Here is a 15050-nt window from a genome sequence, read left to right on the forward strand (position 1 = left end):
TAAACAAATTACCATACGCAATGGCAAAACCTATCAAAAAATTAAGGAGATTTTTGAAAGTTAGGGGTGAATTAAGATGCAATATATTGAAAACCCCAAAATTGACCTTGATCAATTACTTGATTTGTATAAGTCAGTGGGGTGGACAAGTTATACCGGTCAACCAGAAATGTTGAAGAATGCCTATCGCCATTCGCTCTTTACCTTAGCTGCTTATGATGGTGAGTGACTAATTGGAATAATTCGGGCCGTTGGAGACGGTTATTCTATCCTCTTTATTCAAGATTTATTAATTTTACCGGAATTTCAACGTCAAGGGATAGGAACAAACTTGTTAAATAAAGTCATTAATACGTTTCCTAATGTTTATCAACTTCATTTATTAACGGATAATTCTGAAAAAACGAGAAAATTTCATCTAATCCAGACATCATCATTATAGATGAGAGTACAAGTGCCATTGATCATCAAACATCTGAAGCCATATATCAATTGTTAAAATCAACCTTTAGCGACACCATTGTCTTTGTAATTACTCATGATCAGACTAAGCAAGTGTATTGCAATCGTGTTATAAAATTAGGGTAGATACCACTTATTTATTGTTATTATCGATTTATTGATGGAAAAATAACATAAAAAGGGTTAAACTATTAACAATGCTAAATACTTTTATGTGTGGAGGAAAAGAATGAAAAGAATTACCAATGACAGTCTCTTTGAATTAAAAAGCTTGGCGAATCCTGAAGTAGCACAAAACAAAGTGTTCTTTATTGAAACCCAAATGCGTAAAAAGGAAAATGATTATTTTGGTGAGATTAAAAGTTATGATTTAGATACGAAACAGCTTAAAGTGTGGAGTCCAAACAATGTTTCCGTACAAAATTTTGATATTTCACCTGATCAAACGTTTTTAAGTTATACGGCAAAAATTGAAGGCAATGAAAAGTCACAATTATTTTTGATGCCTTTGGATGGTGGCAGTCCAATTCAGTTAACCAATGAAGAATCAGACATTATCAGTTATCTCTGGTCCAAGGATAGTCAAACGGTCTACTATCAGGCAACCAAAAAAGAAGAGATAGATGCTGACGAGAAAAAAGATAACTCATCAAAAGAATTTCCACAACCAATTCATATTGAAAAAATTACCTATAAAAATGATGGTGCAGGATATGTTAAAACTGATTTAACCTACGCGATTAATAAAGTTTCAGTGGCAACGAAAGCGGTAGAAGAGGTAATTGTGTTGCCTTACTCTGTAAGCTTCGCTGATATTACGAAAGATGAATCACAACTATTTATTAATACTAATCAAGCCAATGAAGACGAACTGGCATTTGCTAAAGGCGCCATTAAATGGATAGATTTAAAAGCGAAAAGTTTCGAGTCGTTTGAAGCAACTAAGGAATTTGCTTCAGCAGGATTTGTTGCCTTAAATCCAAGTGAAACGCATTACTTATTAGTTACCAATGACTTTACTAATGGTTTTGTAACCCATTCAAAATTATATGTATATGAAGTGGCTACGAAGAAATTAACCAATGTACTGCCAAAATTTGAGTACGATTTAGATGATAGCTTGGTGGCGGATTTTCAACAAGCGGTTCAGGGTTTTGAATGTAAATGGCTAGATGATGAAAGGTTTACCTTTTCAGCTACTGTAAAAGGTGAAATTCATTTATTTGAGGGTAACCTTAAGGGCGGAATAGTAGAAGTGTTAGCCCAGTCATTGCATATTACCTCAGGAGTTGCGGCATTAGAAGGTTACTATATTACTTATTCGACGCCAACAATCCCCAGTCGTTTAGCTGTGGTAGATGCAAGTCAAGAACTTAAAGATTTGTATAATCCTAATAAACAATTTGAATTAGATCATCATATTGTGAATCCTGAACGATTCTGGTTTAAAGGTTATGATAATTGGGATATTCAAGGTTGGTATTTAGCACCAATCACTGAAGAAAAACAACATCCGGCTATCTTATACGTTCATGGTGGACCTCAAGTCGCTTATGGCGAAAGTTTCTTCCATGAAATGCAAGCTTTAGCTCAGTCCGGATATGGCGTTATGATGTTAAATCCACGTGGCGGTAGTAGCTATGGTCAAGAATTTGTGGCAGCAATTTTAGGAGATTATGGTAACCATGACTATGATGATTTGATGTTAGGGGTTGATTATGTTTTAGCCCAACACCCTGAAATCAATCAAGACAGATTATTTGTTGCAGGCGGTAGCTATGGTGGCTTTATGACCAATTGGATTGTCGGGCATACTGATCGCTTTAAAGCTGCGGTTAGTCAACGATCCATTTCTAATTGGATTAGTTTTTATGGGGTTAGTGATATCGGCATGTTCTTCGTTGAGTATCAATTACAACGTGATTTATCTGATGTGGAAGGTCTATGGAAGTTATCTCCACTTGCATACGCTCAAAATGTGAAGACACCAATCCGCTTCTTGCATGGACAAAGTGATTTAAGATGTCCTCAAGAACAAGCGGAACAAATGTATATTGCAATGAAAAAACATGGAGTGGAAACGGACCTAATATTATACCCGCAATCAAGTCATGGATTGTCACGTGAAGGTCTTCCTAACTTGAGAATGGAACGATTAAATCATGTGAAAGAATGGTTTGATCAACATCAATAAACTGAATCAAATTATAAAATAGGCTATATGAAAAGCTCACTTAGAATACTAGTTATTAGTTTCTAAGTGAGCTTTTTAGTCAATTTGAGTTGCTTGCGAGCAGCGACTATTATGTTTTGCTATCGAATATAAAAATGCTGCTTTCTACACCGACTTCTTCACTTCATATCGACGTGCGACTAATGATAAAGAATAACATACAATGAAATATAGAACCGCGGAAATAAAGAATACTTGTAAAATAACATCGACATCTTGGTTATAGATAATTTTCGCATTATGCATAATTTCCGGTAAGGCAATAATCGTCGCTAAAGACGTATCTTTAATTAAGGCAATTAATTGACTTACAATCGCTGAAATCATATTACGGATTGCTTGGGGTAATAAGATTAAGCTTAAGACTTGCCAAGTATTTAATCCAGATGCGTATCCGGCTTCTTTTTGTCCACTAGGTAAACCTTTTAATCCAGCGCGGATAATTTCTGAAATCATGGCTGATTCGAAAATAGTCATGGCGGTTACTGTCGACCAGAAGATAGATAAACGAATGCCAATTTGTGGTAATGCAAAATAAGTAAAGAAGATAATTAATAATAAGGGTAAATTACGAACGGTGTCGATTAATAAAGCGAGCAAATCTGACACGATCGGTATATTTTCATAACGTAAAGTACCTAAAATAATCCCAAAAATTAAACTTAAAATGATGGTCACGGCAGCGACACCAATGGTCACCCATAATCCGTTTAATAAGAAAGAAAATTGATTGCTGGTAATAAATAATAATGTTGTCATCTAAATTCCTCCTATCGGCTGGTTTGACTTTGACGTTCTTCTAGGCGTTTAACCATTAGACTAATTGGTACAGTAATGATCAAGTAGAAGATTCCAACAATAATATAGGTGCCGAAGACATTATAGGTTTCACTGACAATTAAGTCGCCTTGATACATTAAATCTAGGCCAGCCACCATTGCGAAGATAGAGGAGTTTTTGACGAGGTTAATCATTTGATTGCCTAATGGTGGTAACACCAATTTTAATGCTTGAGGCAAGATAATTAAAAACATTACTTGATTTTTAGATAAACCACTAGCTAAACCAGCCTCTCTTTGGCCATTTGGAATAGTTGTAATCCCACTTTTGACAACGTCCGCAACGAAAGAAGAAGTATAAATACTTAAACCAATGACACCTGACATAAAGCCACTAATATCAATTCCCGATAATGGGACAACCACATAGAAAAACATGACAATAATTAACAACGGAATGTTACGAAACACTTCGATGTAGACAGTAGCGATACCACTAAGTAGTTTATTATCGGAGGTTTGAGCAATTGCCATTCCAATTCCAATAATAAAGCTAGCGATTAATACAATCAGTGAGGCCAATAAAGTATGTCCGAATCCGGATAAAAATTGACCAGAATAGGTATTAAATAGTTCAAGCATATTACTCAGCTCCTTTCGCTAATACTTCCCCAAACCATTTATTGTAGATTTGGTCATAGGTTCCATCCGCTTGCATGTCAGCAAGGTGTTGATTAATCTGAGATATAAATCCTTCTTGTTGTTTATTAACAGCAATCCCATAAGGTTCATCGGTAAAGTTTTCACTGACAACACGATAGCCGTCGTTTCCAACTAATAAACCTAAAAGAATGGCATTATCAGTCGTAACGGCATCACCTTGACCTGCTTTTAGTGCGGTAAAGCCATCGGCATAGGTTTCTAATTCGATGATATTGGCTGCGGGTGCAGCTTCACGAATATTTTTAGCACTAGTTGATCCTTTAACCGTAATAACCGTATGCTCAGCCGTTAAATCCTTAACAGAATTAATATTAGCATCATTAGCAACTAATAAAGATTGCCCAGCTGCAAAATAGACATCACTAAAGTCAACGACTTTTTTACGAGCATCGGTGATAGTCATGGTAGCGATAATTGCGTCGATATTTCCGTTTTTTAGTAAAGGAATACGGGTTTTACTGGTAACTTCAATAAAGCGAGCATTTTCAGCATCACCGGTAATACGACGAGTTAATTCTTTCGCAATATCAATATCAAATCCTTCAATTTCTTGAGTTTCAACATTATAATAACCAAATAATTTCGTATCGTTTTTAACGCCCCATAGGATAGTTTGATCTTTTCCGGATAAGCGCTCAGCCACATCTTTAGTTAATGATTTTGAGGCAGCTTGATTAAAGACTAAGAGGAAAATCGCGATAATCGCAATAAACAATAGATAGGCGATTGTTTTACTGTGTTTTTTATAAGACTTCATACAATCACCTCTTAATGACGAATAATCTTACTTAGGAATTGGACCGCTCTTTCTTCTTTCGGTTGAGCAAAGAAATCATCAGAAGGGCTGTCTTCCACTATTTCACCTTGGTCCATAAAGATAACACGGTCGGAAACTTCTTTCGCAAATCCCATCTCGTGAGTAACCACAACTAACGTAATCCCTGCAGCTTTTGCGACTGAATTCATTACTTCTAAAACTTCGCCAACCATTTCAGGGTCTAGTGCTGAGGTTGGTTCATCAAATAGCATAATGTTTGGTTTCATTGCCATCGCTCTCGCAATCGCAACACGTTGTTTTTGACCCCCAGATATCATCGTAGGATAGCTGTCAATTTTATCTAGCATCCCGACTTGATCTAATAACTCTTTCGCTAGTTTTTCAGCTTCGGCTTTAGATTTCTTTAATACTTTTGTTGGTGCTAAGGTAATATTTTCTAAAACGGTCATGTGAGGATAAAGTTCGAAATGTTGGAACACCATCCCAATATGTTTACGGATATTTTTTAAATCGATTTTTGGCGTATTTAATTGCGTGTCATCTACCCATAGTTCGCCGCTATCAATGGTTTCTAATCCATTAATTGTTCTTAATAGGGTACTTTTTCCCGAACCTGAAGGGCCAATCAATACGACAACCTCTCCCGTATCAATCTTTAAATTAATATTTTTCAGTGCATGATAGTTTCCGTAGTATTTATCAACTTGTTTAAATTCGATTGTCATAGTTGATACCTCCTAAAATTTTTATTGTTACAATAACATTAAAATGAGATTAAATAAAGTTTCATGTTCCAAAAGATGTTAGATAATATTACATTGAAATACAAAACTAACTGCAAATTAATTCTTTAATTGACTGTTTGAGAACTCGCTAGTCATCCACTTGATAAAGAGAGCTAGTAATTGTGTGGTCATCATAATAGAAGCGATGATGATGGTTTGTAATACGAATAAAAGTCTTAATCAGTATAGTTCGTGATGAATAGATGAAAAAAGTAAATGCCGTGAAGAAAAACGGTACTAAGATGGTTGCTCTCTATTATAATATTTCCAAACGCAATAATCCTACATTTTGTACTAAAAAACAAAAAACAATCCTCATATCTGTTGATGATAACGCTTTTAGAAAACGTTATCATGAAGTTGTAAGATAAAACAAGGCATTAAAGGAGTGTTCAAGATGTCAAATATTAAGGTAGTTGGAGTAGTGGGAGCAGGAGCAATGGGGTCTGGTATCGCCAATTTATTTGCGCAAAATGGGTACCAAGTTATTTTGCGTGATGTAGAAGAACGTTTTATTCAAGCAGGAATGGATCGTATTACTAAGTTTATGGAGGGGTCAGTAAAACGAGGTAAATTAACTCAAGGACAAATGGATGAAACATTAGGACGTATCCGCACGACAACAGATTTAAATGAATTTAAAGAAGTTGACTTTGTTGTAGAAGCAATCATCGAAAAAATGGATATTAAACAATCGGTATTTAAAGAGTTAGAAAGAATTGTTCGTGAAGATGTTGTTTTGTCAACCAATACTTCATCATTATCTATTACTGAAATCGCCAGTGTATTAGATAATCCAGCACGCTTTGCGGGTATGCACTTCTTTAACCCAGCACAAGTAATGAAATTATGTGAAATTATTTATGGATTAGAAACAAGTGATGAAACTATCAATATTGTTAAAGAATTAGCTGAAAGCATTCGTAAAGAAGTGGTTATCGTTAAGAAAGACGTTCCAGGATTCATCGTTAACCGTATTATGATTCCTCAATTCATTGAAGCAATCAAAGTATTAGAAGAAGGAATTGCTTCTAAAGAAGATATCGATAAAGCAATGCGTTATGGTTTAAATCACCCAATGGGTGCATTTGAATTACAAGACTATGCAGGGGTAGATATTGGTTACCATGTAATGAACTACTTTGCTAAAGAATTTGGTGACAATCGTTGGACACCACCTACTTTATTAAAAAATATGATTCGTGCAGGACGCAATGGTAAGAAATCTGGAAAAGGTTTCTACGATTACGATAAAAAATAATATTTCAAATAGGCTATAAAATTTTTAAAAAAAATTTGGAGGTATCCTCATGGTAAAAGAATCAAGAGCAGATAAGTTGTTTAATAGTGGCGAAATGTTTTATTCAGACTTATATAACTATGCAGATGTATTAACTGATGGTGAAAAAGAAGTCTTAAAAGAATTAGAAGAGGTATTAGAAAAAGACTTAAAACCTTTATTAGCTGAAAATTGGCATAATGCAACTTTCCCATTAGAAGCATTCCAAAAAGTAATTGATATGCGCTTAATGGATGATCCACGTTTATTAGAAGGACGTGAAGATGGACGTATCTCAGAATTATTCCGTGGATTTCGTGCTTATACTTTAGCGAAAACTGATCCGGTATTAGGAACTTTCTATACAGCTAATGGTGGTCTTTTCCATGAGTGCGTTCGCGTGGGTGGTAGTGAAGAGCAAATCGCTCAATTAATGCCTGGAGTTTACTCTTGGGAAGGTTTAGGCGTATTAGCGATGACTGAACCAGATCATGGTTCTGATATCGCAGGTGGTATGGGAGCAACAGCAAAACGTGAAGGCGACCACTGGATTTTAAATGGTCACAAAAAATGGATCGGTGCTGGTGCAATTGCTAAATGGCATGCATTCTTTGCTCGTGACGTTGATGACAATCAAGTGAAATTATTCTATGTAGAGCGTGAATCAGAAGGGGTAGAAACGTTTGTTACACCTCAAAAAGCATTCTTCCGTATGATGCCTAACGCAGAAATCATTTATAAAGATGTAAAAGTACCAGAATCACAACGTGCTCAAAATGTTAACTCTTGGAAAGATTGTGCCAATATTTTACGTAACACGCGTTCCGATGTTGCATGGTTATTAGCCGGTGCTACAGCAGGTGCGTTTGAGTCAGCTTTAAAATATACACGTGAACGTGAACAATTCGGCAAACCAATTGCAAACTTCCAATTAATTCAGGAAAAATTAGCACGTATGGCGATGAATGCTCAAGCAACTTTAGCAATTGCTGTTCGTTTAGCTGAACAACAAGAACAAGGTATTTACCGTGAAGAAGCTTCTTCAATGGCTAAATTACATAATGGTTTCCGTGCTCGTGAAACAGCGGCATTAGCTCGTGAAGTAGCTGGTGGTAACGGAATTCTATTGAAATACGATATTCCAAGATTCTTCGCAGATATCGAAGGTATGTATACTTACGAAGGAACTCATGAAGTGAACTCATTAATTATTGGACGTCACTACACAGGATTATCAGCATTCATTTAATCAAACAAAAGAGTGTGGCCAGACTGCTGAAATTCTCAGTGGTTTGGCAATCACTCATTTAATAGAAAAGATAAGACAAAAAAGGAGATATTTTATAATGTTAAATGCTAAACAAGAAGAAATCGTAATCGTTGGTGCTGCTCGTACACCAGTTGGTGCTTACTTAGGAGATTTAAAAACAGTTCCAGTTGAAGTTTTAGGTGAAATAGCTTTAAAAGAAGCTGTTAAACGTTCAAACTTAGAAGTGTCTGACATTGATGAAGTTATTGTAGGGCACGTAACCGGAACTCAAACAACTAATAACTTAGGTAATATTATTGCGATTAACAGTGGATTAGACAATCGTTCAACTGGTATGACAATCAACCGTATTTGTGGTTCAGGTATCCAATCAGCAGTTTCTGCAACATTAGAATTATTGCACTCAAACAAAAAAATTATCGCTGCAGGTGGAGCAGAATCGTTATCGAGAGCACCATTCTTCTTACCAGAAAGTGTTCGTTATGAAGGATTTAAAGCAGGAAACCAAGTGTTGATTGATGCTAACTTAGAAGGACATTCTTCAGCATCCGGTCGTGATTCTGGTATTCAACATATGGGTAATACTGCTGAAAATGTGGTTCGTAAATACAATATACCACGTGAAAAACAAGATCAATTTGCGGTTGATTCGCAAGCAAAAGCAGCTAAGGCGATTGAAAATGGTCGTTTTGCACAAGAGATTGTTCCAGTTGAAATAGTGGGTCGTAAAGGTCAAGTAACAGTTGTTGAAAAAGATGGCCATCCAAGACCAGGGACGACATTAGAAAGTTTAGCAAAATTGCGTCCAGCATTTGAAAAAGATGGAACTGTAACCGCAGGAAATGCTTCAGGATTAAATGATGGTGCAGCGTTTGAAATCTTTACCACTCAATCATTGGCTGAAGAAAAAGGATTAGAAGTAATGGCTCGTGTGGTAGACTATCAGATTTCTGGATGTGCACCTGAAACAATGGGATTAGGTCCTGTATTCGCGATTCGTGAAATGTTAGAACGTCAAGGTATGGATTTAGTAAAAGATATTGATATTTTAGAAATTAATGAAGCCTTCGCTGGTCAGACAATTGGATGCTTAATTGAATTAGGTATCGATATGGATACAGAATACTATCAAAACAACTTTAACCCGCATGGTGGGGCAGTTGCTTTAGGACACCCATTAGGAATGTCAGGAGCGCGTATTATTACGTCATTATTATATGAATTCAAAAACAATCCAGACAAACGTTATGCGATTGCATCAGCATGTATCGGTGGTGGCCAAGGGATTGCGCTATTGTTAGAAAACGGCTATTACCAAGGTTAATAGGAGGGAATCATTCATGACACAAGAATTTACCGTAGCAGTAATCGGTGCCGGAACGATGGGTTCTGGTATCGCTCAAAAAATTGCCCAAGAAGGTATTAAATGTTATTTAGTAGATGTTAATCAAGCAGCAGTTGAACGTGGAATGGGCATCATTGAAAATATGTTAAATCAAGGGGTAGAACGTAAAGTTTTTACAGAACAATTTGTTAAAGAAACCTTAGGTCGTTTAATCCCTACTACCAATTACGAAGACTTAAAGGATGTAGATTTCGTTATTGAAGCAGTATTTGAAGATGAACAAGTAAAAGCAGATGTCTTAAGTAAATTGGATAAAATTTGTGATGAGAAAACAATTTTAAGTTCCAACACTTCAAGTTTTTATATTAAAAACTTAGCGAAGGCAACTAACCGTCCGGATCGTTTTATCGGTATGCACTATTTCTTCCATCCAGCTAAAAACCGTTTATTGGAAATTATTTCTCATGAAGGCACTAGCGAAGAAACCGTTGCGATTGCTAATAAATTTGCTGATTTACATGGTAAAACCTCTATCACAGTAAAAGATGCTCCCGGATTTGCAGTTAATCGTTTCTTTGTTCCTTGGTTAACAGAGTCTGTTCGCATTTATGAAGAAGGCTTGGCTAATAAAGCAACGATTGATGCAGCCGCTCGTGATGCTTTCAAGATTGGAATGGGGCCATTCGCTTTAATGAATGCAACTGGAATACCTGTTGCTTATCATTCTGCTAATACTTTAGCACGTGAAATTTCAGAATTCTATCGACCAGCAGAATTATTAAAAACACAAACCGAATCAAAAGAATTATGGGATGTTGAAGACGGAGAAGTAGATGAAAGTAAATTTGATGCTGTGAAAGAACACTTATTAGCAACAGCGATTGGTGTAGCAGGCAAATTAGTGGATGAAGGAGTCGCAACCATTGAGGACGTTAACCGTGGAGCAGTGGTTGGATTACGTTGGAAACAAGGACCATTCCAATTAGCGAACACAATTGGCGTTAAAGAAACGTATGAAATGACTAAACGGTTAGCTGAGAAAAGTCCTGGTTTCGAATTAAGTGAAACATTAAGAAAACAAGCTGAATTAGGTGAGCCATTCGAATTTAGTTTTGTTGATTATGAAGTAAAAGACGGAATTGCGAATATTCGCATCAATCGTCCAGAAGCTATGAATGCTTTAAATCCAACCGTTGTCGGACAAATAGAAAAAGCCTTTAATGAAGCAGAAGCTGACGCGAATGTTAAAGGAATTGTCTTCTCAGGAGCAGGTAAAGCTTTTGTTGCTGGAGCGGACTTAAAGTTCTTCGTAGATGCTATTAAAACAAATAATTTAGATAAGAATTACAATTTTACTTCAGGTGGCCATAATTTATTACGTCGTATTGAAAAAAGTGACAAATTGACGATTGCACTATTAGATGGATTGTCTTTAGGTGGCGGATCTGAATTAGCACTGGCATGTCAAGCCATTGTCGCGACTGAAAAAGGATCGTTTGGTTTCCCTGAAAGTGGACTAGGTATCTATCCAGGCTTAGGTGGTATGTTACGTACCAACCACCAAATTGGTAAAGAATTAGCAAAATACTTTGTTTTAACAGGTAAAGGCATTTCAGCTCAAGCAGCTAAAGACTTAGGAATTGTGACTAAATTAGTCGCTGCAGCTGATGTGCAAGCAGCCATTAAGGACTTGGTTGAAAATGGTGCTCCGGATAAATATCGTCAACGTGAAGTACCAATGCAATACGCTGAAATTAAGCATGCCTTTAACGATGATAACTTTGAAAAAACAATCAAAGGCATTGCTGGGGAAGGTGTTCGTGAAGAGTTCGCTCAAAAAACAGCTAAAACAATTGGTTATAAAGCACCCGGTATTTGTAAAATCATTCCGGAAATGATTGATCGACAAGCTGAAATGACGATTGATGAAGGAATTGAGTATGAATTATCTTTATTAAATGAAACTTTTGCCAAACCAGAAGCTTTGATTGGATTAGAAGCTTCGTTAGCAGGTAAGCGACCAGATTATAGTAGCCTTAACTAATTGAACAAATAAAACAGGTCCCAGAGTGGATATTGTAAAAGGAGCGTTAATGATGAGAATAGATTGGTTTGCTGATCGAGCACGAATCAGTGGTTCGAAAGTAGCAATCATAGAAGCCGAGAAGGGCCGTAAGTGGACTTTTGACCAAATGAACCAACGTGCCATTAATTTAGCGGCTTATTTACAAGAAAAAGGAATTCAATCTGGAGATCGTGTGGCATTGTTTTCCTCAAATGACGTCGCCCATTTTGATTTTCTGTTAGCTTGTACAAAATTAGGTGCTATCTTTGTGCCGATGAATTGGCGATTAAAAGATACTGAAGTCATGCATGTTATACAAAATTCAGAACCAAAATTATTGGCTTATTCAAGAGTACATAAAACACGTTTAGGTTTAGTGCCGGAAGAGTTACTCGACATAGATATTGACAGTGAGGACTATGATGCGATTGTTGATCCTAATAAAAAGAAGACATTCCAACCCAATCATTCAATGACTGAAGAAGATATTGCAGTCTTGATTTATACAAGTGGTACGACAGGTTTGCCAAAAGGAGCAATGATTAGTCATCGTGCTATTATTAGTAATGGCTTAAACAGCATTCCGAGTTGGAATATTCACGCTGGTGATCGTGGTATGACGACCACCCCGATGTTTCATACAGCAGGGCTCTTCTGTTTCACGATACCGATTTTAATGGCAGGAGGGCAAATGGTTGTTCAGCGTTTCTTTGATGCAGATGAAACTATCGAAATCATTCGTGATTTTAAACCAACAAAGGCCTTCTTTGTACCAACGATGTGCTATATGTTAGCACATTCGGCATTATTCAATAAAGAGAACTTGAGTTCTTTAAATTATATTATATCTGGTGGTGCACCATTATCTGAAAATGTTTACCAATTATTTGCGGAACATGATTTACCTTTAGTCAATTCGTATGGCTTAACTGAAATTGGACCCAATAACTTCTCCAACACACCAGAACGTCAACGAATGAAAAAATTATCTGTTGGTAAACCTATTATGTTTAATGATGTAAGAATCGTAGATGATGAAGGAAATGGCGTCCCGCAAGGGGAAGTTGGTAATTTGATTATTAGTAATAATGCTAAATTTAGTGGCTATTGGAATAATACAGAAGAAACAGCGAAAGTGTTGAAATATGATTTTGTTTTTACGGGTGACTTAGCACGTATGGATGAAGAAGGGGATTATTTCATCGTCGGACGAAGTAAAGATATGATCATTACCGGTGGCGAGAATGTTTATCCAAGTGAAGTAGAAAAAGTATTAAATCAATTTCCAGGAATAGTTGATTCAGTTGTCTTTGGTATTCCAGTTGAACAATGGGGTGAATCCGTCGTAGCAGCCATTATTACCAAAGGATTAGATGAATCGATTATTGAGGAATTGACCGAATATGCCAAGTCAAATTTAGCTGGCTATAAGACACCAAAACGTTACTATTTATTGGATGAATTTCCTAAAACACCAATTGGCAAAATCGATAAAAAAGCATTATTATCAATGGCACAAGCGTTTGAAGAAGGTCGTCATGATTTAAGTAGACCTAGACAAATCATTATGTAATACAAATAGATTAAAATAACCTATTTAGGAGGAATAAGAATGAGCAAAGTAATTTCGTATCGTGAAGCCGCGAATTTAGTAAATGACGGCGATTTATTAGCAACCTTAACATTTGGTTTAGGTGGGCTACCAGAACAATTATTAGTAGGTGTTGAAGAACGATATCAGGAAGAACAACATCCAAAGGATATTACCTTTATGTGGTCTTGCGGAATCGGTAATAATCAATATGGTCGTGGCGCTGACCACATGACTGCACCAGGGCTCGTTAAACGATTAATTGCTGGTCACGTCGGATCTTCTCCAGGTATGGTTGAGAAAATCGTTAATAATGAGTACGAAACTTATTTATGGCCTCAAGGCGTTATCACTCAATTATACCGTGCGATTGCTGGACGTAAACCAATGTTAACTAAAGTAGGGTTAAAAACTTTCGTTGATCCCCGCTTAGAAGGATCTCGTTCAACAACCATTACCAAAGAAGATATTATTAAGGTCGTTGAATTAGATGGTGAAGAGTGGCTTCAATACCCGAATTTAAAAATTGATGTTGCCTTCATTCGTGGATCTTACGCTGATGAAAACGGGAACGTATCGGTAAAAGACGAAACATGTAAATTAGAACAATTAGAACTTGCGATGGCTACAAAAAACTCTGGTGGGATTGTGGTCGCACAAGTTAAAGATGTCGTTCAAAATGGTACGATTCATCCAAAAGATGTTCAAATACCATTTGGTTTAGTTGATTATGTAGTAGTAGCCGAAGAAGAAAAATATCATCAACAAACAATGGGAACTTACTACAATCCTCGTTTAAGTGGCGATATTAAAGTGCCAATTAAAACGGATAGCGTTAAACCGGCTAAGTTAGATGTACGTAAAATTACAGCTCGACGTGCTGCGATGCAATTACGTCCTGGGGATACGATTAACCTTGGATTTGGTTCTCCAGATATGGTTGCGCAAGTTGCTAGCGAAGAAGGTGTAGCAGATCGTTACCATGCTACATTAGAGATGGGCTTATGGGGTGGTATCCCAGCGGTTGGTTTAGACTTTGGATCAGCATTGAATCACGAGGCATCCATTCCGATGGCTAATCAGTTTGACTTCTATGATGGCAACGGATTAGATCTAACCGTTTTAGGTATTGGCGAAATTGACCAATATGGGAATAATAATGTTACTAAATTTGGTCCTAAAGTACCGGGACCAGGTGGCTTTATTAACATTTCACAAAATACTAAACGGATTGTCTTCATTGGTTCATTTACAGTAGGTGGTAAATCACACTGTGAAGATGGTAAGTTAGTTATTGATGATCAAGGTAAAGGGCCGAAATTCATTAAGAATGTTGAACAAGTTTCATTCTCTGGTGAATACGCAATGGAATCAGGACAAGAAGTTTTATATGTAACCGAGCGAGGAGTGTTCGATTTATACCAAGGTCAACTGCGCTTGATTGAAATTGCACCAGGCGTTGATTTACAAAAAGATATTTTAGATCAAATGGAATTTACACCATTAATTGCAGAAGACTTGAAAGAAATGGATTCAGGTATCTTTAGCGAAAAATGGGGCGGTTTAGCTGCAATTATCGATGAGAATGCCAAACTAAACGAATAATAATCACAAACTTACAATACACTCTCTTTAGAAAAAGTCGGGAAGCTGGATACTCCCGGCTTTTTTGATTTTTAAAATAAAACTGAATTAATATAAGAGCACTATAATATTGAGTGGGAGCGGGCATAAACTTGG

General features: G+C 36.6%; 13 protein-coding genes. 9 read left to right on the plus strand and 4 right to left on the minus strand.

The window, feature by feature from the left end; translation table 11 throughout:
- The first annotated feature begins 76 nt into the window (after positions 1–76).
- The 3 genes from GSA01S_RS10735 to GSA01S_RS05920 all read left to right on the plus strand — a co-directional run bounded on the left by GSA01S_RS10735 (position 77) and on the right by GSA01S_RS05920 (position 2656).
- The gene (locus GSA01S_RS10735; RefSeq protein ID WP_157064781.1) at positions 77–229 is read left to right on the plus strand and encodes a hypothetical protein; all 153 of its coding nucleotides are present in this window, start codon (positions 77–79) and stop codon (positions 227–229) included.
- Between the two features lie 12 nt (positions 230–241).
- Positions 242–442, plus strand: a complete 201-nt coding sequence (locus GSA01S_RS11260; RefSeq protein ID WP_373276905.1) for a GNAT family N-acetyltransferase — start codon at positions 242–244, stop codon at positions 440–442.
- 249 nt (positions 443–691) lie between these two features.
- Positions 692–2656: a S9 family peptidase gene (locus GSA01S_RS05920; RefSeq protein ID WP_066125789.1), complete on the plus strand. Its 1965-nt coding sequence runs from the start codon at positions 692–694 to the stop codon at positions 2654–2656.
- A gap of 144 nt (positions 2657–2800) precedes the next feature.
- Here the strand turns inward: GSA01S_RS05920 and GSA01S_RS05925 are convergent, their stop codons facing one another.
- From GSA01S_RS05925 to GSA01S_RS05940, 4 genes are read right to left on the minus strand one after another with little or no spacing between them, the layout of a single operon-like run.
- Entirely contained in the window at positions 2801–3454 is a 654-nt protein-coding gene (locus GSA01S_RS05925; RefSeq protein ID WP_066125790.1) for an amino acid ABC transporter permease, read from the minus strand.
- A gap of 11 nt (positions 3455–3465) precedes the next feature.
- Entirely contained in the window at positions 3466–4116 is a 651-nt protein-coding gene (locus tag GSA01S_RS05930) for an amino acid ABC transporter permease (RefSeq protein WP_066125791.1), read from the minus strand.
- 1 nt (position 4117) lies between these two features.
- Positions 4118–4954 (minus strand): transporter substrate-binding domain-containing protein, encoded by an 837-nt coding sequence (locus GSA01S_RS05935; protein ID WP_066125793.1) that lies wholly within the window; start codon positions 4952–4954, stop codon positions 4118–4120.
- A gap of 11 nt (positions 4955–4965) precedes the next feature.
- A complete protein-coding gene (locus GSA01S_RS05940; RefSeq protein ID WP_066125795.1) occupies positions 4966–5700 on the minus strand; it encodes an amino acid ABC transporter ATP-binding protein in 735 nt (244 codons plus the stop codon).
- A 457-nt stretch (positions 5701–6157) separates the two neighbouring features.
- Here GSA01S_RS05940 and GSA01S_RS05945 point away from each other — a divergent pair, with 457 nt between their 5' ends.
- From GSA01S_RS05945 to GSA01S_RS05970, 6 genes are all read left to right on the plus strand, one after another.
- A complete protein-coding gene (locus GSA01S_RS05945; RefSeq protein ID WP_066125797.1) occupies positions 6158–7021 on the plus strand; it encodes a 3-hydroxyacyl-CoA dehydrogenase family protein in 864 nt (287 codons plus the stop codon).
- Between the two features lie 49 nt (positions 7022–7070).
- A complete protein-coding gene (locus GSA01S_RS05950) occupies positions 7071–8288 on the plus strand; it encodes an acyl-CoA dehydrogenase family protein (protein ID WP_066125799.1) in 1218 nt (405 codons plus the stop codon).
- 97 nt (positions 8289–8385) lie between these two features.
- Complete coding sequence (locus GSA01S_RS05955) at positions 8386–9633, plus strand: thiolase family protein (protein WP_066125801.1); 1248 nt, start codon at positions 8386–8388, stop codon at positions 9631–9633.
- Between the two features lie 16 nt (positions 9634–9649).
- Entirely contained in the window at positions 9650–11698 is a 2049-nt protein-coding gene (locus GSA01S_RS05960) for a 3-hydroxyacyl-CoA dehydrogenase/enoyl-CoA hydratase family protein (RefSeq protein WP_066125803.1), read from the plus strand.
- 52 nt (positions 11699–11750) lie between these two features.
- Positions 11751–13292: a long-chain-fatty-acid--CoA ligase FadD gene (fadD, locus tag GSA01S_RS05965; protein WP_066125805.1), complete on the plus strand. Its 1542-nt coding sequence runs from the start codon at positions 11751–11753 to the stop codon at positions 13290–13292.
- 39 nt (positions 13293–13331) lie between these two features.
- Positions 13332–14915, plus strand: a complete 1584-nt coding sequence (locus tag GSA01S_RS05970; RefSeq protein WP_066125807.1) for an acyl CoA:acetate/3-ketoacid CoA transferase — start codon at positions 13332–13334, stop codon at positions 14913–14915.
- The last annotated feature ends 135 nt before the right edge of the window (positions 14916–15050 follow it).

The organism is Globicatella sanguinis NBRC 15551 (genome assembly GCF_001552295.1).
Classification (GTDB): Bacteria; Bacillota; Bacilli; order Lactobacillales; family Aerococcaceae; genus Globicatella; species Globicatella sanguinis.